Genomic DNA, 22594 nt, shown 5'->3' with positions numbered 1-22594 from the left:
TTTGAAAACCCCTTTCAATCCTTATATGATTAATATCTCTTTTCAAATTTGTTGCGAATCCAGACAGCAATGGAATTCATCAGAATGATAAAAATCAGCAACACAATGATTCCGGCTGCAGCCAAATCGTGAAAATCAGTTTGTGGCCTACTCGTCCAGTCATAAATTTGTATTGGCAAAGCTGTAAATGAATCTAAAATAGATGACGGCAAAAATGGAACAAATGTCGGAATCCCGATAACAATCAATGGAGCAGTCTCTCCAACTGCCCTAGAAAGAGCTAAAATCCCGCCTGTTAAGATTCCTGGAATCGCAGCAGGCAATACAACCTTTACAATCGTTTGCCATTTGGTAGCGCCCATTCCATAAGATGCCTCTCTCAATTCCTTTGGCACAGCTCGGATGGCTTCCTGTGATGCTACGATAATCACGGGTAATATTAGAAGACTCATGGTTAGTGATGCAGCTAAAATACTTGTTCCAAAGGCCAATGCATGAACAAAAATCGCCAGCCCCAGCAATCCAAACACAATGGAAGGAACACCGGCAAGGTTAGAAATATTAATTTGAATGAGCTGAGTCAGTTTGTTTTTTTGCGCATATTCCTCTAAATAAAGGGCTGTACCTACCCCTAAAAGTAAGGAGATAGGAGCAACCACAACCATTAGCCAAATGGATCCGACCAAAGCAGCTACTACTCCTGCTCGTTCAGGAATACGAGAAGCAAAATTTGTTAAGAAATCGATATCTAAAAACCCAATTCCTTGAGTGAATATCCGATATAGAAGAATGGCAAGCACAAGAAGCCCAAAAATGGTCGCAAATAAGAATAGACCATTTAATAAAATATTCATGGTAAGCCTTAGCGAAATTCTCTTCGTTACTTTTGAATGATCGATTAAGTTCATTAGTATTCCTCCCTAAAGCGACGTGAAATAAATTGAGCAAGCATATTCATGACTAGGGTGAATACAAACAGGGTAAAGCCGACGGCAAAGATACTATAATAAATCGTTGAACCTAATCCCGCATCCCCTGTACTAACTTGAACAATATATCCTGTCATCGTCTGGATGGATTCTAAGACATTCCAATCAAAGGTTGGAGTTGATCCCGCCCCAATCGAAACAATCATGGTTTCTCCGATTGCTCTTGAAACAGCCAGTACAATAGAAGCAACTATTCCTGAAAGTGCAGCAGGAAAAACAATTTTTAATGCCACTTCAAAACGAGTTGCTCCCATTGCATAAGCCCCTTCTCGAATCGCTTTAGGAACAGACCCCATTGCGTCCTCGGATAAAGATGCAATCATCGGGATAATCATAATTCCTACTACAATACCGGGACTTAGCGCATTAAAGATTTCCATGCCTGGAATAAGCTCCCTTAGAAGAGGCGTTACAAAAGTAAGCGCAAAAAAGCCATACACAATGGTTGGAACTCCTGCTAATACTTCTAAAATCGGTTTAATAATTCTTCTGGCTCTATCTGTAGCATACTCACTCAAATAAATGGCGGCTCCCAGACCAATAGGCACAGCTACGATCATGGCAATGACTGTTATTTTTAGTGTTCCACTAACTAACGCTAATACACCGTAAGATGCATCACCTGTAAATGGGTACCATTCGGTTCCTGTTAAAAATGCCCAAAATGAAGTTTTAGTAAAAAAAGTAATAGTTTCAAAGACTAATGTTAAAACTATTCCAATGGTCGTTAAAACCGATACACTTGCGATCACTAACAAAATCCAAGGCACTGCTTTCTCTATTGTAGAGCTAGTATTTCTTTTTGATTTATTCTCCTCTATCATCTGTTGAATTGACGATTGTTTTGTTTTTTCCAAGATGAAAACCCCTTCCATCCAAATTACACCAGGAAAAGCGCTTCGAAAAAAGCGCTTCTCCCCAAATTTTTTATTTTAATGTTTCAAGAAGTTCAAGCTGTTCTGTATATTTTTCTTCTGGAAGACTTACGTAACCTACGCTAGCTGCCAGATCAGCTGAGTTTTCAAGTAAAAACTTCACATATTCATAAACCGCTGGATCTTCTTTAATCGCTGCATTGTCTACATAAGTGAAGAGCGGACGAGATAATGGAGCATATTCACCAGATTCAACTGTTTCAGCAGTTGGTTCAACTGGACCGTTTCCTCCATCAATAGGAACCACTTTTAGCTTATCTTGGTTTTCTTGATAGTAAGCATAACCGAAGAATCCAATCGCGTATTTATCACCAGTTACACCAGTTACAAGAACATTGTCATCTTCAGAAAGTGTTGCATCCTTAACCATTGGCTCATCCTCAAGGATTACTTCGTTCCAGTAATCATATGTTCCTGATGAAGTACCAGGAGAATAGAATTTAATTTCTTCGTCTGGCCATTCCGGACGAATATCAGACCATTTTTTCACAGTACCGTCTTCAATCCACATTTTTTTCAATTCTTCTACTGTTAGGTGATCAACAAAATCATTTTCAGGGTTAACAACAACAGATAATCCGTCTTTTGCTAATTCGAATTCAGTATATTCAATACCTGCTTCTTCAAGAGCTGCCGCTTCTTCATCTTTGATTGGGCGAGAAGCATTACTCATTTGTGTAGAACCTGCGATGAATTTTTCAAATCCGCCGCCAGTACCAGAAAATGCAACTGTTACTTTTACATCAGGATTAGCAAGCGTAAATTCTTCAGCTACAGCTTCCATAATTGGATAAACGGTTGAAGAACCATCAATTGCAATTTCACCAGAAAGAGCAGTTTCGCTATCATCGCCAGTTGCTCCGTTACCTTCTCCATTATCAGTTTCTGGGTCTGTACCACATGCCGCAGCAAAAACCATTACAGCTGCTAATAGGGCAAGCAGACCGAATTTTTTAAAGAAGTTCATTGTAAGAATTCCCCCTAAGACTTTTGTAATTTGTTGTCCTACATGTCTAGAATACAGACAGAGTTTTAACCACGTATAAACGAAATGTTAACGTTTTGTAAATCGCGATAAAATAGGCATAATCATGGAACCCCGACGATTATGTAATTAGTGTTACCTGTTTCGGGTAAAATATGAAAAACGATAGAATAAGCAATTTGCCTCAGTTCCTTCTCTTATTGTTCATAAAACGACAAAAAACCTGATGTGAACAATTTGTCACATCAGGTTTTTGTTTTATGGTGTGCTAGTTTCTTCTTGATCACTTTCTTCTGCGATGCCCTGTTCATTTTCTTCGCGAATTGTTTCCTGCCCTTCCTGTACTTCATCTATATTTTGAATACCTTGAACAGGATTATTTTCAGTACTGCGGCTTTCTTTTAATTCAAAATAGGCATTAAATACTTTTTGACCGATATCTAAGTTCATATTGTGCTTGGCATTACCTTGATAAGCTGAAGGAACCACTATGGCAATTGCAATTTCAGGGTTCTCGTATGGAGCATAGCCAACCAATGAAAGATTAGTAGTTGGAACAGCTCTTTCTAATTCTGGGTCATATATATAGGTTTCAGCTGTTCCTGTCTTTCCGGCAGGTTCATACGGAAGATCCCGGAACGAACGTGCCGTTCCTTCTGAATGGTTCATCACTTGATAAAAACCAAGCTGTACCTGATCAATTTCATCTTGTGACATGGTTAAACGGTTTAACACAACAGGGTCAAAGGTATCGAGAATAGGTCCTAAATGTTCTTGGTCTAATATAGGTTCTCTAACTTCTTTCACTAACTGCGGTTTCATCCGATACCCGTCATTTGCGATTGTGGATACATATTGCGCCATTTGCAGCGGAGTATAGGAATCATATTGTCCAATTGAATAGTCTAGTACAAAACCAGATCCAAAAGGACCCTTGTATCCAATCTGCTCATTTGGCAAATCAATGCCTGTCGGTACCCCAAGACCAAATTGGGCAAAATTTCTTCTGAAAATATCTAAAGAATCTTGTCGTAAAGGCAATGGCTGGTTGTACTGATAATTTCCATCACCGATTCCAATCGCAATTTTATACATGAAACCGTTAGATGACCTGCGAATAGCTCTTAGATCATCAATCCATCCAAGTGCTCCATTAAGCGTACTTTTTTCAGGGGTCTTCGCAATTTTAATCACTTCATCGTATAACCTTCCGCCAACCTCAAGGACACCCTCTTCATATCCTGTAAGAACAGTTGCGCCTTTAACAGCGGACCCCATTACATAGGAAGTTGTTATATTTCCTAAAGCAAAATCCTGCATTTCCAATTTGCCTGTTTTTTCATTCTTTTGATATAGCTTACCGGCAATCGTTAATATTTCACCTGTGTAAGGGTCCATTATAACTACAAAAGCACGATCCAAGTAATCGGTGCCAGGTCTCTGTTTTTTCTCCATTAATTCTTCTTCAATAATTTGTTCGACTTTTTGCTGAAGCTCCATGTCAATGGTCAGGACTAGGTCTTTACCCCGTTCCCCTTCAGAAATCACTTCTGTATCCATGATATTTCCATTATTATCGGTAACCGTTTTAACCTTAGCCTTTTGTCCATGCAAGAGGTCTTCATACACTTTTTCTAAATAGCTAAGACCAACGCGGTCATTTAAACTGTATCCTCGTGTTGTATAATAGTCTAGCTCTTCACGAGGCAGCCCCTCTTCAGCAGACGATACTTTACCCAATAAAGATTTCAGCGTATCACCAAATGCATAGTATCTTTCCCAATCTGTCGTAGTATCAACACCTGGGAGCGCTTCTAGATTTTCGCTGACAACTGCGAATTCTTCTGCCGTAACATTTTCATTCTTTACAATTTGCGGTGTGAGAGCATAACCACCAATAAATTCAAAGTAGATTGCAGCTACTTCTAGTTCTTCTTTCGTAAGAGACTTAATATGCTCCTCCGTCACCCGCTCTAACTGAACCTCATAAAGGCTATCAATTTTCTCATCCTCGAGAGCTTGTCTGTCCTGTTCAGTGATGAGAGCTTCAGCCTCTTCTGGATGTGTCATCAGCCAAAAATCTTTCTTTTCCCGCTCAGTTAAATCATCAGTATCTTTTTCAATGAGTAACGCCAGCCGCTCCGCCACTTCAAGCATCTTGCTTTGATCAGCATATTGCTCCTGAGTGTACGTAATGGCATTGAGCGGTATATTATCAACGATTACCTTCCCATTCCGATCAATCATTTTCCCCCGTGGTACAGAATTGTTTACCGTAATTTCTTCTGTACGTTCAATGGCTTTCGAATAATCCTCCCCATTTACGATTTGAACTACGCCAAGCCGAAAAATCAGGGCAGAAAATAACAAAAACACACAAAAGAATAAAATATTTAAACGAAAGGGGATATGGGTTTTTTTCTTCTTTTTTCCCATAAGCTTTCACACTCTCTCTAATATTTGTTCTTTCTTTATTGTAAGGAATATTACTGAGGAATTCTAGTAAAAAACGAACCACTTTTTATTGACAATTTTTTGTCAAAAAAAAGAGAACCCCTCAGTTCTCTTTTTTAAGTGGATTGAAATTGCACCTTTCTTACACAAAAGTAAATAATTAGATGGCCAGCACCTAATATCATTAGCAAAAAAGGCAAACCCTCGGTTGGATTAAATAAATGGATTGTAAAAAGGAAGGATAGGATTGAGACGATACGCCCACAATTAAGGAAAATCTCACGGACAACGATATATTCAATTCTCATTTCCGCTGCCCTCCAGCCTGTGCCAATCACATCGTAAGTCATCGAAATATAAGGAACCAGCAAGGTCGGATAGGCAATCGCAATTATTCCTCCATACAACAGTAATTTCGCATACGAAACATCAAAAACAATCAAAAAAATCGCTGCATATAAAAGGACCCCGCCAATTAATATCGATCGTTTTCTATGTTTCGTTTTAATAATCCGTGAAATGATATAGTAGCCCAAAAAGGAGATGGCCGAATTAATTAACCCATACGTTCCTAATCCCATTTCACTCCCTGAAGACAGGTAAACAAAAACGGAAATCACGAATACAAAGGTTCCCTCACGAAGCCCTTGAAAAAAATGGGCATTCGTAATATATTTCCAGTTTTTATTAAACTGCCTTTCCTTTATGATTCTGATAAAAAGATACCTTCCTGAAGCCGGGCGTCTCTGCAGAAAGAAGCTTAATATAACGGCTAAGATAAACAAGCCCAATGAAAGTGAAAATATGATGGTATAACCGGTAAATTCACTTAAATTTGAAATAATATACCCTGAGGCAATCGGACCGATCATGCCGCCTGAAGAGGATAATACCCCTGTAAAACCATTAAAAAAATCCCTTGTTTCCGGCTCTGTTATTTCAAAGGTCAAAACATTAAAGGCAAGCCAGTAAAAACCATAGCCGATTCCTAATAAAGCTCCCAGCAGGAAGATAAATTGCGAAGCTTTTTCTCCAACCAACAGGACTGTCGTATAAAAGATTGCTAAAAAAGAAACTCCCATTCTAAGGACAATGACCCGATCCACTTTTTTTGCCCACCGTCCTGCGAGAATGAAAGTTAAAGGCTGAAATACGACAACAGCTAAGTTGTATAACCCTAAATCTACATAGTCTTCTGATTGTTTCCATAAATAAATATTCACAAAAGTATTGGATAAGGCGACGCTAAGCGAATATAATCCACCTATTATTAGCAGGAGGAGTAAATCTTTGGAAAGATCCACATCACCGATCCATTTTTTAAAATAACTCATGATAGGTCTCCCCTTTTTCATAACCTTATTGTTTGAATGAAGGGGAGACATTATACATTTTTTGTCGAATGGATGGGGAGAACTGCAGTTGCTGGCATGATGGAGTTGGACATTATTTAGTAAACATTGATAAACCGTAAATTTTTTTTATAAATTGCAATATCCGCTGATTAACCATTCATATTCATCAATACCGGAGCAGCCTGCTTCATAATCAAATTCAAAAAAATGGAGGGGACCAATCTGATCCCCTCCATTTCTTATTTACTTCGCAGCGTTATAACGTTTGTTAACTTCTTCCCAGTTAATCACATTAAAGAAAGCTTTAATGTAATCAGGACGACGGTTTTGATAATTTAAGTAGTAAGCATGCTCCCAAACATCAAGACCCAGAATTGGCGTTTTGCCTTCCATTAATGGAGAGTCTTGGTTAGGAGTACTTGTGATTTCAAGCTCGCCATTGTTTACAACAAGCCAAGCCCAGCCTGAACCAAAACGGCCTGCCGCTGCAGCTGAAAATTCCTCTTTGAATTTGTCATAGCTTCCAAATTTTGCATTGATCGCTTCAGCAACTTCGCCAGTTGGCTCTCCTCCTCCATTTGGAGAAAGAATTGTCCAGAATAAAGAGTGGTTAGCATGTCCACCCCCATTATTTCTTACAGCAGTACGTGCAGCTTCAGGAACCGCATCTAAATTAGAAATAAGATCCTCTACAGACTTACTTAATAACTCTTCGTTGCCTTGTAATGCGTTATTAAGATTCGTTACATACGTATTATGATGCTTAGTGTGGTGAATGTTCATTGTTTCTTTATCGATGTGAGGCTCAAGTGCGTCATACGCATAAGGTAATTGTGGTAATTCATATGCCATCTGATATTCCTCCCAAATATGTAAATTTCATTTCTCAAGTCTTGGAATAAATTGAGAAATGTTGGATTACCCTTAGATTACCAAATCTAATGGGGACTTTCAAATATAAAGCTTTGTTTTTAATGAGAAAAATTATAGTACCAGCACAATGAAGTATATGATCATAGCCGCCATGATCATTCCCTTTACAAATACACTTCCAATAAATCCGGCAACAGACCCCAATCCGATTTTAACCGCTTGTGTGAATGGGGTTTTTGAAACAATCATTTCTCCAAGGACTGCGCCGATGAATGGACCTAATATAATCCCTGCAAAAGGAATAATAAAGGGACCTGCTAATAACCCAATCGTACTGCCCCACATACTAGCTTTTGTGCCGCCAAATTTTTTAATACCTAAAGCGTTTGCCACATAATCAACGATAAATAGCAGCAGAAAAAAACAGCCTTGTATCACCCAAAATAACCAGTTAAAAGGGGCAAAACTTACAAGCCAGCCGTAAATCAAAAATGAAGCAAAAATTAAAACAGAGCTTGGGAGTATCGGATAGATTAATCCTACAAAAGCTCCCAGCCATAATACAATAGCAATCGTCCAGCTAAACGTTTCGATTGGACCACACCTCCTGTAATTGCGTTTGCATCCATTATACAATCTCCTTTCGTCAAAAACTAAAAAGATGCTGTACATCTCATCAGCATCTTCCATTAAAATTAATTTCTTTCTCCTAATACAGCCTCTGCAATATTGACACTGTGATCACCAATCCGCTCTAAGTTGCTAATGATATCTACATAAACGATACCTGATTGGCCAGAGCATAAGCCTTCATTCAAACGAACAATATGCTGTTTGCGAAGCTTTCTCTCCATTTGGTCAATTTGGTCTTCCTCATCTTTTACCTTTTTAGCCAAATTTAAATCGTTTTGATCAAGAGACTCAATCGCATCTTTTAGAGTTTTAATCGATAAATTAAACATTCCTTCAAGGTCTTGCATCGCATCATCAGATATGACGACTTTATTGGCTAATTGATAATCCACCAATTCAATGATGTTTTCAAAGTGGTCTCCGATTCTCTCAATGTCACGAACTGTATCCATCAGCAAGGAATGTCTTTCAGACTCAGCTGAAGATAATGATCTGCGCGAAAGCTCTACTAAATAATCCGTAATTTTTTTGTCAAGGTTATTAATCGCATCCTCTAACTGAAGGGCAACTTCAGAGTGCTTCGATGCTTTTGTCTGTAAGAAATCAAATGACTCTTCTAAGCCTTTAATTGCAAGCTGTCCCATACGCAGGACTTCCTCTTGTGCCTGTCCTATTGCAATCGACGGATTTTGTTCGATAAAAATCGGATCTAAGTGTTTGGCTTTATACTCTACATACGTGTCTTCACCAGGCACGATCTTCGTTACTGCCTTTGCAATATAAGCAATAAACGGCAATTGAATTAATGTGTTTACTACGTTAAAAGTTCCGTGTGCAAAAGCAATTTGCATTTTTGGCCCTAAATCGAGAACTTGAGTTAAATACTCAATATATATAGTGAAAGGTTTAAGCAATATTAAAAAGATAATTGTCCCAATTACATTAAACATCACATGGCTGGCTGCCGTTCTTTTCGCTGCTACCGATGCTCCGATAGAAGCAATTACTGCGGTAATGGTCGTACCGATATTGTCTCCAAATAATACCGGTAATGCAGCACTTAAATTGACGAGACCTTGCTCATACAATCCTTGAAGGATTCCAACGGTAGCGGATGAACTTTGAACAATCACTGTAAATAAAGTCCCGACAACGACCCCGAGAATCGGAGTTGACGCCATTTCAATTGTTAAATCATGAAAAGCCTCCAATGAACGCAGGGGTTTCATTCCTCCGCTCATTAATTCTAATCCATAGAATAAAGCACCGAATCCGAATAAAACTTGACCAAGATTTTGCCACTGGCGATTCTTAAAAAAGAATAAAAAAACGACTCCTGCAAAAAGAACCGGCAATGCATATGCACCTACATCGATTCCAATAATAAATGCGGTGACAGTTGTACCAATGTTGGCCCCCATAACGACACCAATTGCTTGTCGCAATGTCATAAAACCGGCACTTACTAATCCAACAGTAATAACAGTGGTACCAGAACTTGACTGAATTAAAATGGTTACTAACATTCCTGCAAGAACACCTAATAATGGATTAGATGTCCATCTGTCGAGAATATCGCGCAACTTGTCACCAGCGGCCTTTTGTAATCCCTCTCCCATGAACTTAATGCCTAAAAGGAATATCCCGAGACCGCCTAAAAATTCAAATATTAATCTTTGTATATCAATACCTTCCAAACGATTCAACCCCTTAAATCCACGCAATATTTGTCTGAAAACCCCATACAATTATTAATGAAGTATTAAGAAAAAGTAAAGTATGTTTACAAAATCTTAACATTATATTTACTTTTGTAATATCGTGATTTACGAATTATTTGATTTACACCTTTTTCCGGTCTAAACTATGTAGAGATGCAATGGAAAGGGAGACGGCTTATGAACATTTTGAAACAATTTTATAGAAGTTTATTTTCACCAAAAGATGTGGCTTCTTTTCGGTTACAGAAAATCGGAAAAACCATTTTATACGTGTTCTTCCTCGCACTTCTATCGGTCATTCCCACTTTCTATAATGTTCAAGAAGGAATCACGAAATCAATTGATGCTGTTGCTGATACAATTGAGGACGATCTGCCTGACTTTACAATTGAGAATGGAACCTTGCATGCAGAGCAAGAAAAGCCCATAATACTGGAAAGGTATGGATTCAAAATCATTTTCGACAGCACGGGTGAAACAAAGGTTAGTAATCTAGACGCAAACGAGGATGCTATTGCTCTTTTGCAAAATGAGTTTGTAATTGTATCTAATGGGGTTGTGGATAATTATCCATATACATTGATTGACGTAGCTGCTTTCTCGAAGCAAGATGTGCAAGCATTGGTACAATCATTTGATTCTATTTCAATGATTCTCTTGCCTATTCTATTTGTGATTATGTACGTATTTATGGCCGGGATTGATTTTCTCGAAATTACAATACTGGCAGCTATTGGTCTTTTGGTCGTTAGCTCCTTAGGCAAGAATTTGAAGTTTGGTCAAGTCTGGCGAATGATGGCCTATAGTGTAACGCTGCCAACCGTTTTCTTTATGATTATGGGCTTTTTAAAGACTGCGGTTCCCGGGGCATTATTGATTCACTGGGGTGTATCGCTAATATTCTTATATCTGGCAGTAAAAGAAATTCGCGAGACAGACTAAGCAGTTTACTAATTCAAAAAAACAGGGCCAGCATCTATTCCGATGCTGGCCCTGTTTTTTTGTCAATCTCAAATTTTTGAAGCAACAGAGTCAATCTGGCTGAGAGCTCTGATAATTTTTCAGCTAAGTCCACATTCCTATCGAGTTTTTCTCCAAGCTTTGTAAAGTAAAGATTCATATCATCTACTGATTTGATTGTTTTCTCTGCAATCATAGTAACTTCTTCCGTTCTGACTTCTATAGAAGGGAGATCTGCTAGTAATGAATTGACTTCATGGCCTACATCCATTGTCCACTCCATAATGTCACGCAGATCTTGTAAAAGTTTATCAAATAATTCAATACTTTGGTTTGCCATTAGATCCTGATTTTCAAATTTCTTTTGTAAGATGAGGAATTGATTCCTTACTTGCTTTGCTTGCTGATCGATTTTGTCTGTCATCATTCCTACTTGTTGTACAGCTCGGGTGGAATGTTCAGCCAGTTTTTTAATCTCGTCAGCAACTACCATAAAACCTGTTCCAGCATCTCCTGCCCGCGCTGCTTCAATAGAAGCATTTAAGGAAAGAAGCTTAGTTTGTTCTGCAATTTTTTTTATCGTCAAAAGAACATCGCCTATTTTTGAAGTCTGGTCTTCCATGCTTTTGATGGCTCCAGACATATTGTCCATTTGCGCTTTCATATCAAAAGTCCCATTTATCATGGCATCCATGGTAGACTTCCCTTCCTCTATATAAGAAGTGGATCCCTCTGTTTGCCTCATCATTTCATTTACTTTATCAGTTACAAGAGAAACAGACTGTGCCATATTTTTTTGTTCCTTCGTTGTCAGATAAGAGCTTGCTGCTGTTTCCTTAGCACCGCTATGAACATATTGCAAAATTGTTTGAACTTGAAGCTGTTCCTCTTTAAGAATGTCTGCATTCGATTTTAAATTCGATTCAGCTGTAATCAAATGACTGCTTGTCTGCTGGATCTCTTCTATCATTTTTTTCATTTGCCCAATCATGACATTGTAAGTTTCGACGAGGTTCCTTATTTCGGGACTGCTTTGTTTTTCTTTAAGATTAAGATCGGAGAGCTGAAGCTTGGTCCCATTCATTTTAGACATGTGCTGACTTAAAGTATGGATTGGTTTTGTTATAGATCTTGTAATTAAAAAAATAATTAAAAAAATGATAATACTGCTTACGATTAAAATCGATAGTAAAAGCTCTCTTAACTCATAGATCGAAGACAGATATTCACCTTGAGGGATCAGAATCACATACTTCCCTCTGATTTCCTGAATTTCCTGAAACCCGATTGTAATAGGAGCTCCATTGATTTCGTCATGTATGACTCCGTTCGTTTTGTTTTCCATCTGCTCTAACACAGATTCAGCAGGCTTATACCGGACATTACTAGAGCCAATCGATGATACAGTTCCATCTCTTACTATAAAATATTCTCCTCTGTACCCATCCTGCGCAAAATTGGCGTCCTGCTTTTTAATCGCTTTTTCTAATTCTTTATTAAATGATTCTGAATCACCTACATAGCGATACATTAAACTTTGGGAGGTTTCATAAATGAATTGCAACTCTGTCTCAAGACGCTCTTCCATCAGTTTAATTCCATTATCTCTGGCCTGATTAAAAGTAATTAAGGTGGTTACACTGGCACTTATTAAAAATAAAGGGAAGATTAAGATTACTAAACGGGCACGTAAAGATAGTTTTTTAAATGTAAACCCTTGTACTGTGAAATGTTGAGATTTTTTTAACATAATCTGCCTCTTTCAAATACTGTTATAAATTTCTTCTCATGTCTCATTATGGCAGTGCAATGTAAAGCAAATGTTAATCATTTATAAATTTAGTGTTGAAACAAGTCATAATTTTCTTCTTCGGTCATATAAATGGGACAAGTAGACCAAGGGAGGAATTTTTGATGAAACGAGTCGCAGCTATAGTCGCAGTACTATTGTTTTTACTATCACTTTACTATGATTTAAAAGTCGGTACACTTCCGCTAAAGGCAACAGCACAGACGGAAGCAGCAGCAACTGCAGCAAATGAAGAAGCCATTCCATATGTAGAACATATTGTAGACCGCGGAGATACGGTTCTTACCATTGTAGAAACCTATACAAGTCCGATACCGGTCGGGATTGATAAGGTTGTGGAAGATTTTATTTCATTAAATCAAATTACCCCAGACAAAATTCAAGCGGGCAAGATATATAAATTTCCTATATACAGCGAATAATTCCTAATCCTTGTCAATTTCCTCATCTGACTGGTACAATGAATGGGTAATTAGAAGTTCTAATTGACGAAAGGGAGCGAATGACTCTTGAGCGAACTCATTCATCGTACAAAAACAAGACCCGTTAAGGTTGGTAATTTGACAATTGGCGGAAGTAATGAACTTTTTATACAAAGTATGACAACAACCAAAACTCATGATGTAAAAGCTACTGTTGAAGAAATACATCGTCTAGAAGAAGCTGGGTGTCAAATCGTCCGGGTTGCCGTGCCAGATGAAAGAGCAGCTGATGCAATTCCGGAAATAAAAAAACAAATCAACATTCCATTAGTAGCAGATATTCATTTCGACTATCGCCTAGCCCTAAAGGCTATAGAAGGCGGCGTTGATAAGATTCGAATAAATCCTGGGAACATTGGCAGAAGAGAAAAGGTAGAGGCTGTAGTAAAAGCAGCTAAGGAACGTGGAATTCCGATTCGGATTGGAGTTAACGCCGGTTCTTTAGAAAAGAAAATTCTTGAAAAATACGGCTATCCGACCGCAGATGGAATGGTTGAAAGTGCCCTTCATCACATCAAAATTTTAGAAGATCTGGATTTTCATGATATCATCGTGTCCATGAAGGCCTCTGATGTCCAATTAGCGATTGAGGCTTATGAAAAAGCCGCTAAAGCCTTTGATTATCCGCTGCATTTAGGTATCACTGAATCGGGAACACTTTTTGCAGGAACGATAAAAAGTGCTGCTGGCCTAGGAGCCATCCTAAGCAAGGGAATTGGGAATACACTGAGAATTTCTTTAAGTGCCGATCCAGTTGAAGAAGTAAAGGTTGCAAAAGAGCTTTTAAAGGTATTTGGCCTTGCTTCCAATGCAGCGACACTCATCTCATGTCCAACATGTGGCCGGATTGAAATCGATTTAATCAGCATTGCCAATGAGGTAGAAGAATATATCCAAAAAATCAAAGCACCCATTAAGGTTTCTGTTCTCGGCTGTGCAGTAAACGGACCTGGAGAAGCGAGAGAAGCTGATATCGGAATTGCAGGCGCCAGAGGGGAAGGGCTTCTCTTTAGAAAAGGGAAGATTGTCCGAAAAGTACCAGAAGAAATAATGGTTGAGGAACTGAAGAAGGAAATTGACCAATTAGCGGAAGAGTATTATAAAAAACAGGCAGAAGCCCAAAACGCTTAAAAGAAGAGCTTGGTCTACAGGAGACCAAGCTCTTTTCTATTGCTCCTCATTAAGGAATTACGCGTTAAAAAAATGGGGCTAGGAAAAGACTGATAATAATCGCTGCAGCGCCAATTCCAATGGCCGTTGCTCCGATTCCTTCTGCTCCTCTTCTTCTTGCAATAAATCCTAGAACAATTCCTGCTGCACCAAACAATACAGGTAGTACAAACAGCGCAAGAATAGATAAGGCAATTCCAAAATACCCTATTCCTCTTCCACCTGTTTCTTCGTTTCGATTAATTTCTCTTTCATTTTCATCGCGCCGAGGTGCAGCAAAAGGAGCAGCTACCTCTGCTGATGCTTCCTCTAAATAGTCCCCATTATTAATTCGTTCTTCCATAATTTCTTCATTGGTATCTCTTACGTCAATATTGTGATCGACGAATTTCCTTTCGTCTGCCATTTACATCCCTCACTTTCAAAGTAGGAGCACTCATATTTTTTGCAAAACTTCAGATTTTCCTCATGTTAATCTTTAACAGTGAAATTGAATTAACACTGTAGAAAACGTTAAAGGTATGGTACACTTCTTTTTGTACGTTTAAACAAGGTTCAATGGAATATTTGACAAGTGGAAGGAAGAGACACGTGATTAAACCATTACGCTTTGGAATTGATATAGATGGAACTGTAACCGATCCCAATTCTATGCTACCTCATATAAATAAAGCATTTGGATTATCCTTAAAATTAGAGGATGTTACACAATACGATTTAACAAAAGCCGTAAAAGTAAACCCGGAGGAGTTTAATGATTGGTTTGTGAAGACAGAAGCTGAAATTTACATAAGCTCACCTTTAGCAAAAGGAGCAAAGAACGTTTTAAATCAGTGGAAAGAGCAATTTGAACTATATTTTATTAGTGCAAGAAGCTCCCATCTGTTAGATGTGACAAAACAATGGTTTGATGAAAAAGATCTGTTTTATCATCATATTGAATTAATTGGTTCCCATGATAAAATTAGTGCCGCCAAAAAATATGAGGTTGACCTATTTTTAGAGGATAAGCATGATAACGCCGTGAATATCCATTTAGAATGCGGGATTCCTGTTTTATTATTCGATACGCCTTATAACCAAGAGCCGATTCCAAGTGGCGTAATCCGCGTGAAGTCATGGGAAGAGACAAATCAATGGGTACAGAATTGGCTAAAGACAAAAAACAGAAATTAAAATGAGCATGAACCCTTAAATGAGGGTCATGCTCTTTTACATTCCGGACACTTGCCGTATACTTCAAATTTATGATCATGGATCGTATAATCTTCAAAATTCCCTGGAAGTACCTCCATCGGACATAATTGAATTTCTTTTGTTTTTCCGCATTCGAGACAGATAAAATGATGATGATGGTGATGATGGTCACACGTAAACCGAAATCTCATTTCTCCTGAAAACTCTGTTTGCTCTAAAATCCCGAGCTTTGAAAATAATGATAAATTTCGATAGACTGTATCCACACTGATTCCCGGAAAATCCGATTTCATCAATTCCATCACTTCTTTAGCAGATAAATATTTATTATGAGCTGCCAGACTTTCAAGCATATATTCCCGCTTGTCTGTATATTTATATCCATTTTGCTTAAGAAGGTCAATTGCTTGTGTGACATTCATGATTCCCACCACCTTCCTTTATTTTATCATATTCTTCTCAATTTTGTTTTGAATTGTTTATACCCAATTGAAAAAAGCAGAATGATTACAGAGAAAATAACAATTGTTCCGCCTGGAGCTAAATCCAAATAATACGCACTTACTAATCCTCCAAGAACAGAAATCTCTCCAAAAACAATGGATAGGAACAAGGATTGTTTAAATCCATTTGCAATGCGAATACTGGCTGCTACCGGCAACGTCATTAAGGCGGAAACTAAAAGAATCCCTACAATTCTCATCGACGCAGCAATAACTAATGCTACAAGCAAAATAAAAAGAACATGTATATATGAGGCTTTGAGCCCAGAAGCCTTTGCATGTTCCTCATCAAAGGAGAGTAAAAATAATTCCTTATAAAATATAAGAACGGCAGATATAACAATCAGGCTGATCATTACAATTAATATTAAATCGGATTGATCTACGGCACTAATGCTGCCAAATAAATAATTTAGAAGATCCGTATTAAATCCATCTGCGATTGAAATAAAAATCGCGCCTAATCCTATTCCACCCGATAAAATAATGGGGATGGCAAGCTCCTGGTAATGTTTATATACAGTTCTAAGCCTTTCAATAAATAATGCACCAGTGCAGGAAAACAGAATACCCATATACAGCGGATTTACTCCGGTAAACCAGGTGAATGATTTACTTAAAAGCAAACTAAACGCAATTCCTGACAGGGTTACATGGCTAAGTGCGTCCGCAATCAAAGAAAGTCTTCTGACGACTATAAATACCCCAAGCAATGGTGCAATGATTCCAACAATAGCACCGATCAAGAATGCATTCCTTAAAAATTCATACTCCAAAATACTTGATATCATTAAATCTTCCCCATTTTTAGTGTTGATGCGTTAACAAATGTATGTCATGCCCATAAAGGCCTGAGAGAGCAGTTTGTTCCAATGCTTCAAACTCTTTAGCTTGACCGTGAAAATGCAAATGTTTGTTTAAACAGGCGACGTGACTTACTTTACTTGTAATGGTTCCAACATCATGTGTTACGAGAATCATCGTAATCCCATGATTCCGGTTTAATCTCTCTAATAACTCATAAAAGCCTTCGACTCTTTTTATATCAACACCCACTGTCGGCTCATCGAGAATTAACAGCTCCGGATCGCTGACTACTGCACGTGCTATAAAAACTCTTTGCTGCTGACCTCCTGATAATTCACCGATATTCCGATGTAAAAAATCATCCATTTCAACAGCCCGAATCGCTTCTAATGCTTTCTGTTTATCTTGTTTTGAAGGAAATTTAAACAATCCTATTTTCTTCGTAAGTCCGCTTAACACCACTTCTAGAACAGTAGCCGGGAATCCGCTATTAAAAGAGTTTGCTTTTTGAGACACATAACCAATTTTTTCATACTGATTAAATGATTTCGAATCAGTTCCGAACAAGCGGATGGATCCTTCCTGCGGTTTCAGTAATCCCAGAATTAGTTTAAGCAAGGTTGATTTACCTGAACCATTAGGTCCTACCAGTCCTAAAAAGGATCCTTTAGGAACTGATAAATTTATATGTTCTAATACAGGTAAATCATCGTATCTATAAGATAAGTCGTTTATTTCTATTACGTTTTGTGTCATATCGAATTCCACTCTTTCGTAATCATTCCGATTTAGAACTACAAACCGTAGTATACACAATATCTTGATTTCTGTAAACCAAATTAAATCTAAACCAGATATCTAATCTCTATTTATGTCTTTGAAAAATGAAAAGAGCAAGATTACTTATACTTGCTCTTAGTGACTGGCCGATTTAAATTGGCCCCCTTTGGTTTCTTGTGTATCCATAATTGTAACAAATGCATGACTGCAGCCATGGCTTCTGAAATTTTAATTTAAGCGATAAATGGTATATGCAATTGATTCTTTCTAATGCACTTTTCCAGCCACTGTTATTATCCTTTTTTTGTCACAAGACAACTTGGTCTTACATATATTTTGTGGGGAGGAGTGGTAAAATGAAATTATTTGAAAACGTCGTAAATTATAAAATAAATAATATTACGTATGAAGATATTTTAAAATATAGCAAGCAATTTAATATAAAGATCAGTACAGAACAAGCAAAAAAAGTAGCCGGTTTAGTAAGGGGCAAAGGTGTCAATATTTTTAACGATAAAGAACGGGCCCAATTAATTAAAGAAATTGCCAAAATTACTGGACCAGCTGTTGCAAAAGAAGTGAATCAGCTATTCATTCAATTTACAAAATAAGAAAAAGGAAAAGTCATGTGAAGACTTTTCCTTGTACTTCTATCTTATTCCTGTGCCATAATATCTTCTAGTAATTGCTCATTAAAGTTTTGATTCCTTAGCATTTCAATCTCCTTTTTATAAGGAGGTTTTTTATTCGTTTTATCCTCACCTACATAAGGTGTTTCGAGAATTTTCGGGATGGAAGCAAATTGCGGATGATGAACAATATAATTGAGCGCTTTAAATCCAATATGACCAAAGCCAATATTTTCATGGCGGTCCTTTCTTGCCCCGACACTATTTTTACTGTCGTTTATATGAAGGACTTTGATGCGGTCGACTCCTATGATTTTATCAAACTCTTCTAGTACACCATCAAAATCATTAACAATGTCATAGCCGGCATCGTGTGTATGACAAGTATCAAAACAAATAGAAAGCTTTTCATTATGTGTTACGCCATCTATAATTTGAGCTAATTCTTCAAACGTTTTGCCGCACTCTGAGCCTTTGCCGGCCATCGTTTCAAGAGCTATCTGCACGTTTTGCTCCTTACTGATTACCTCATTTAAACCTTCAATTATTTTTTTTATGCCTGCCTCTTCTCCTTCTCCAACATGGGCTCCAGGATGCAAGACTATTTGTTTTGCCCCGATTGCTTCTGTTCTTTCAATTTCGGAACGCAAGAAATCAACGCCCAATTGATAAGTATCGGGATTAACAGAATTGCCAATGTTAATAATGTAAGGAGCATGTACTACAATTTCTTCAATACCGTGTTCCTTCATATGGGCAAGCCCTGCTTCAATATTTAAATTCTCTATTTTCTTTCTCCTCGTATTTTGCGGTGCCCCCGTGTAAATCATAAACGTATTAGCTCCGTAAGAAACAGCTTCTTCACTTGCTGCTAATAACATTTTACTTCCGCTCATTGATACATGAGATCCGATTAACATAATTCTCTCTCCCTTTTTATTTTTTTTTCGAAATCTTTCGTTTTTCTCTTTTTTTTAGTTTCTCTAATTCTGCTTTCATTTTCTTCTTATAACTCGGCTTGACCTTAGCTGGTTTTTTTACTCTCACAGAGATTTTCTCTAGGACTTCATCTTCTGTACGCTCTCTCTTTTTTCTGCGATTTCGGTCAGGGATATCCTTCCATTCCCCTTTTACTACATCTTTCGAGAGAAAGTGAATCCCTTTTTTCTCTAATTCATTCAACGCATGTTCATCCGAAGGCTCATATACAGTTATTGCTATACCTGAAAGGTCCGCTCTGCCTGTTCTCCCAGTGCGGTGCACATAAAAGTCAAGATCCTTTGGCAGTTCCATATTGACAACATGGCTAACACCTTCAATATCAATTCCCCTTGCTGCAAGGTCGGTTGCTATAACATATTGGTACTCCAGATCCCGGATTTGCTTCATGACTCTTTTTCGTTCCCGAGGGGTAAGTCCTCCGTGAAATCTTGCAATCTTCAGCCCTTTTTCAGTAAGAGCATCAGCAAATTCGTCAACTTTTTCCTTTGTATTAGCAAAAATAAGTGCTATGTAAGGATTGATCGATGTCAGTATGTCGTAAAGAAGATTTTCTTTTGTACGCGATTTTAAGGGCACTAAGATATGATCAATTTTCTTAGGCGATGCGGTCTTCGGATCAATTTGCACATAAACAGGATTTTCCATGTACTTTTTTAAAAACGGCTTTAGTTTTTCAGGAATCGTTGCAGAAAATACTAAAATCTGCAGTTTTTCCGGCATTCGGCCAGCCAGTTGGTCCACTTCATGAATAAAGCCCATATCTAACATGATATCTGCTTCGTCTACGACAAGCATGTTTGTTTTATGGATGTCTAAGGCTTGCTCTTTGACAAGGTCTAGAATTCTCCCTGGTGTTCCAACTACAACCTGAGGCGGGGTTCCCAGCTTTTCAATTGTCCGTTGCTTGTCTGTACCGCCAATAAGACATCTGCCAGTGATTTTTTCGCCTTCAGGCAATGCAGCGGTCAGCTCTTTAAAATGCTCAAAAATTTGCAAAGCCAGCTCTCGTGTAGGAGCAGTAATGACAGCTTGTACAAATTCTAAGTCGGGCTGTATCATCGATAGAACAGGCAATAAATAAGCATGAGATTTTCCAGTACCAGTCTGGGATTGTCCAATTATGCTTTCTTTTTTTAAAACTAATGGAATAACCTTTGCCTGAATTTCAGTCGGTTCGTAAAACCCTTTTTTATCAATAACCTGGACAAAAGCAGGATGAATATGAAACCGTTCAAATGGATGTTTTTTCATAATTATTTCTCCTTTGCAGATTCCCAATCTACATTATACTTATTATTTTATTATTTCTCTACCGAAAGACGATAAACATGTATATTCAACTAATACCAAAATCTCATTTTTCGCATATTGTATCAAGAGCATTGAAATTAAGAGAGGAGGGTCTAGATATGCCTCCAAGACAGATTCCCCCAATGATGGGACAAAGAGGACTATATGGCAGAAATCCTTATATGATTTATCGACCACAAATGGGTCAGCACATGTCAGCAAGAAATTTACGGCGAAGAGGCGGATTCGGGATGAATCAAGCCAGAAGAGGCGGATTTGGCGCCAATTTGTCAGGAAGCGGTTCTGGGGGGTTATTAAGCCGAATTAATGGTCAGCCTGGTCAAGGTAATCCAGGCAGGTCTGGTGGACTTCTTTCTAAACTGTTTAGAGGCGGTGCCAGAGGAGCAAATGCCGTTACGGGATTTGAAGGGGCCGCAAGAGGCGGCGGTCTGCTTCAGACTGCTTCTCAGCCCGGCGGTATTATGAATATCTTAAATCAGACGCAATCCGTGATACAGGCGGTATCTCAGATTCAACCAGTGATTGAACAATATGGACCACTGGTCCGAAATCTGCCTGCTATGTGGAAACTATATCGCAGTCTAAAGTCAGATAATGATGATTCCAACGATCAAGATACTAATGACCAAAATACAGCAAAAGCAGAAGAATCAGAAGAATCTAAGCAAAAGCAAATAAAACAAAAAAAACAAAAAAACACTTCAATAAAAAAAGCAAAAAAGAAAACTTCTTCATCAAAGGGTTCCAATAAAGGTCACCGTCCTAAGTTATATGTGTAGATGTAAAGGTTCCCTTTTGTCTTATAGAGAATCCTCCTTTATAATAGAAGGTATGAAAGTATCTTTGTAATCTAGGAGGATTGGACTTTTATGAATGTCTTAAAAATTACCCCTAGAGGTTATTGCTATGGTGTCGTTGATGCGATGGTAATCGCACGAAACGCTAGTTTAGATCCAACATTACCTCGTCCTATCTATATTTTGGGGATGATTGTCCATAATAAACATGTCACAGATGCCTTTGAAAAAGAAGGAATCATTACATTAGACGGTAAAAACCGCAAAGAGATATTAGAAAAAATTGATAAAGGAACGGTTATTTTTACAGCCCATGGCGTTTCTCCAGAAGTACGGGAGCTCGCTTCGAAAAAGGGATTAGTTACGATTGACGCAACCTGTCCTGATGTTACGAAGACACATGACTTAATCCGGGAAAAAGAAAAAGAGGGATATCAAGTCATTTATATTGGCAAAAAAGGACACCCTGAGCCTGAGGGTGCCGTTGGTGTGGCTCCTAAAATTGTGCATTTGGTTGAAACGGTTGAAGATGTAGAAGCTTTAAATATCAAGGCAGATAAGATCATCGTTACGAACCAAACAACCATGAGTCAATGGGATGTAGCCCATATTATGGATAAAGTAACAGAAAAATATCCGCACGCTGAAAAACACCGTGAGATTTGTTTAGCAACGCAAGTAAGACAAGAAGCCGTCGCCGAACAGGCAAAAAATGCAGATGTATTAATCGTGGTTGGTGATCCGAAAAGTAATAACTCAAATAGATTGGCTCAAGTTTCCGAAGAAATTGCCGGTACAAAAGCCTATCGTATTTCCGATATTAGCGAGTTAAACATCGATTGGATTAAAGACGCTGATACTGTCGCCGTTACTGCGGGAGCTTCTACACCTACACCGATTACAAAGGAAGTAATTACTTTTCTGGAACAATTTGATCCAAATGATTCGTCTACTTGGGACCGTGAGAAAAAAGTTCCGTTAGAAAAGATCCTGCCAAAAGTGAAAAAACTGAAGACCACTTAAAACGCTCGGGGACATCCCGAGCGTTTTTATAGTTAAGGAGATAAAATTTTAGCATGACGAATATTCGACGCAGTTAAAATATTGGGTGGGGCATGAGACATAAGTCAAGCTAGACATAAGGACGTGGCGTCTCAATCGTAAGTGCAGCTGCACATCTCGCATCGCCCCTCAAGGCTAG

The 22594-nt window shown here is 38.2% G+C and carries 22 protein-coding genes; 7 read left to right on the top strand and 15 right to left on the bottom strand.

Annotation, left to right across the window (positions count from 1 at the left end; genetic code table 11):
- Nucleotides 1–29 precede the first annotated feature (29 nt).
- The 8 genes from pstA to MLE14_RS04855 all read right to left on the bottom strand — a co-directional run bounded on the left by pstA (nt 30) and on the right by MLE14_RS04855 (nt 9921).
- The gene (gene pstA, locus MLE14_RS04890) at nt 30–908 is read right to left on the bottom strand and encodes a phosphate ABC transporter permease PstA (RefSeq protein WP_243297212.1); all 879 of its coding nucleotides are present in this window, start codon (nt 906–908) and stop codon (nt 30–32) included.
- Nucleotides 908–1864: a phosphate ABC transporter permease subunit PstC gene (pstC, locus tag MLE14_RS04885; RefSeq protein ID WP_243297211.1), complete on the bottom strand. Its 957-nt coding sequence runs from the start codon at nt 1862–1864 to the stop codon at nt 908–910. The genes pstA and pstC overlap by 1 nt, the downstream gene beginning before the upstream one ends.
- Nucleotides 1865–1916: 52 nt before the next feature.
- The gene (locus MLE14_RS04880) at nt 1917–2891 is read right to left on the bottom strand and encodes a PstS family phosphate ABC transporter substrate-binding protein (protein WP_243297210.1); all 975 of its coding nucleotides are present in this window, start codon (nt 2889–2891) and stop codon (nt 1917–1919) included.
- A gap of 276 nt (nt 2892–3167) precedes the next feature.
- On the bottom strand, nt 3168–5345 hold the full coding sequence (locus tag MLE14_RS04875) for a peptidoglycan D,D-transpeptidase FtsI family protein (protein WP_243297209.1): 2178 nt from the start codon (nt 5343–5345) through the stop codon (nt 3168–3170).
- Between the two features lie 134 nt (nt 5346–5479).
- Complete coding sequence (locus MLE14_RS04870) at nt 5480–6697, bottom strand: MFS transporter (RefSeq protein WP_243297208.1); 1218 nt, start codon at nt 6695–6697, stop codon at nt 5480–5482.
- Nucleotides 6698–6961: 264 nt separating this feature from the next.
- Nucleotides 6962–7570 carry a superoxide dismutase gene (sodA, locus tag MLE14_RS04865; protein ID WP_243297207.1) on the bottom strand — a complete coding sequence of 203 codons (609 nt, stop codon included), beginning with the start codon at nt 7568–7570 and terminating at the stop codon, nt 6962–6964.
- A 132-nt stretch (nt 7571–7702) separates the two neighbouring features.
- Nucleotides 7703–8185, bottom strand: a complete 483-nt coding sequence (locus MLE14_RS04860) for a DUF456 domain-containing protein (protein WP_243297284.1) — start codon at nt 8183–8185, stop codon at nt 7703–7705.
- 101 nt (nt 8186–8286) lie between these two features.
- Entirely contained in the window at nt 8287–9921 is a 1635-nt protein-coding gene (locus MLE14_RS04855) for a Na/Pi cotransporter family protein (protein ID WP_243297206.1), read from the bottom strand.
- A gap of 201 nt (nt 9922–10122) precedes the next feature.
- Here MLE14_RS04855 and MLE14_RS04850 point away from each other — a divergent pair, with 201 nt between their 5' ends.
- A complete protein-coding gene (locus MLE14_RS04850; RefSeq protein ID WP_243297205.1) occupies nt 10123–10887 on the top strand; it encodes a DUF1189 domain-containing protein in 765 nt (254 codons plus the stop codon).
- Nucleotides 10888–10921: 34 nt separating this feature from the next.
- Here the strand turns inward: MLE14_RS04850 and MLE14_RS04845 are convergent, their stop codons facing one another.
- A complete protein-coding gene (locus MLE14_RS04845) occupies nt 10922–12655 on the bottom strand; it encodes a methyl-accepting chemotaxis protein (protein WP_243297204.1) in 1734 nt (577 codons plus the stop codon).
- Nucleotides 12656–12819: 164 nt separating this feature from the next.
- Here MLE14_RS04845 and MLE14_RS04840 point away from each other — a divergent pair, with 164 nt between their 5' ends.
- Both MLE14_RS04840 and ispG read left to right on the top strand, forming a co-directional pair.
- Nucleotides 12820–13137 (top strand): hypothetical protein, encoded by a 318-nt coding sequence (locus tag MLE14_RS04840; RefSeq protein ID WP_243297203.1) that lies wholly within the window; start codon nt 12820–12822, stop codon nt 13135–13137.
- A gap of 87 nt (nt 13138–13224) precedes the next feature.
- Complete coding sequence (gene ispG, locus MLE14_RS04835) at nt 13225–14328, top strand: flavodoxin-dependent (E)-4-hydroxy-3-methylbut-2-enyl-diphosphate synthase (protein WP_243297202.1); 1104 nt, start codon at nt 13225–13227, stop codon at nt 14326–14328.
- Nucleotides 14329–14392: 64 nt separating this feature from the next.
- On the opposite strand, the gene MLE14_RS04830 is transcribed toward ispG, so the two are convergent.
- The gene (locus MLE14_RS04830) at nt 14393–14773 is read right to left on the bottom strand and encodes a hypothetical protein (RefSeq protein WP_243297201.1); all 381 of its coding nucleotides are present in this window, start codon (nt 14771–14773) and stop codon (nt 14393–14395) included.
- 185 nt (nt 14774–14958) lie between these two features.
- Between MLE14_RS04830 and MLE14_RS04825 the strand changes: the two genes are divergently transcribed.
- Complete coding sequence (locus MLE14_RS04825) at nt 14959–15543, top strand: 5' nucleotidase, NT5C type (protein ID WP_243297200.1); 585 nt, start codon at nt 14959–14961, stop codon at nt 15541–15543.
- A 26-nt stretch (nt 15544–15569) separates the two neighbouring features.
- Here the strand turns inward: MLE14_RS04825 and MLE14_RS04820 are convergent, their stop codons facing one another.
- From MLE14_RS04820 to MLE14_RS04810, 3 genes are read right to left on the bottom strand one after another with little or no spacing between them, the layout of a single operon-like run.
- Complete coding sequence (locus tag MLE14_RS04820; protein ID WP_243297199.1) at nt 15570–15986, bottom strand: Fur family transcriptional regulator; 417 nt, start codon at nt 15984–15986, stop codon at nt 15570–15572.
- Between the two features lie 26 nt (nt 15987–16012).
- Nucleotides 16013–16858 (bottom strand): metal ABC transporter permease, encoded by an 846-nt coding sequence (locus tag MLE14_RS04815; RefSeq protein ID WP_243297198.1) that lies wholly within the window; start codon nt 16856–16858, stop codon nt 16013–16015.
- A gap of 16 nt (nt 16859–16874) precedes the next feature.
- A complete protein-coding gene (locus MLE14_RS04810) occupies nt 16875–17630 on the bottom strand; it encodes a metal ABC transporter ATP-binding protein (protein WP_243297197.1) in 756 nt (251 codons plus the stop codon).
- Nucleotides 17631–18010: 380 nt separating this feature from the next.
- Between MLE14_RS04810 and MLE14_RS04805 the strand changes: the two genes are divergently transcribed.
- Complete coding sequence (locus MLE14_RS04805; RefSeq protein ID WP_243297196.1) at nt 18011–18265, top strand: DUF2624 domain-containing protein; 255 nt, start codon at nt 18011–18013, stop codon at nt 18263–18265.
- Between the two features lie 44 nt (nt 18266–18309).
- Here the strand turns inward: MLE14_RS04805 and MLE14_RS04800 are convergent, their stop codons facing one another.
- Both MLE14_RS04800 and MLE14_RS04795 read right to left on the bottom strand, forming a co-directional pair.
- The gene (locus MLE14_RS04800) at nt 18310–19206 is read right to left on the bottom strand and encodes a deoxyribonuclease IV (protein ID WP_243297283.1); all 897 of its coding nucleotides are present in this window, start codon (nt 19204–19206) and stop codon (nt 18310–18312) included.
- 13 nt (nt 19207–19219) lie between these two features.
- Nucleotides 19220–20536, bottom strand: coding sequence for a DEAD/DEAH box helicase (locus MLE14_RS04795; protein WP_243297195.1), 1317 nt, complete (start codon nt 20534–20536; stop codon nt 19220–19222).
- Nucleotides 20537–20694: 158 nt separating this feature from the next.
- Between MLE14_RS04795 and MLE14_RS04790 the strand changes: the two genes are divergently transcribed.
- Nucleotides 20695–21375, top strand: coding sequence for a YqfQ family protein (locus tag MLE14_RS04790; RefSeq protein WP_243297194.1), 681 nt, complete (start codon nt 20695–20697; stop codon nt 21373–21375).
- 90 nt (nt 21376–21465) lie between these two features.
- Nucleotides 21466–22416, top strand: coding sequence for a 4-hydroxy-3-methylbut-2-enyl diphosphate reductase (locus tag MLE14_RS04785; RefSeq protein WP_243297193.1), 951 nt, complete (start codon nt 21466–21468; stop codon nt 22414–22416).
- The last annotated feature ends 178 nt before the right edge of the window (nt 22417–22594 follow it).

The organism is Bacillus litorisediminis, from assembly GCF_022808645.1.
Taxonomy (GTDB): Bacteria; Bacillota; Bacilli; order Bacillales; family JC228; genus Bacillus_BF; species Bacillus_BF litorisediminis.
This window is presented reverse-complemented; position numbering and strand designations above follow the sequence as displayed.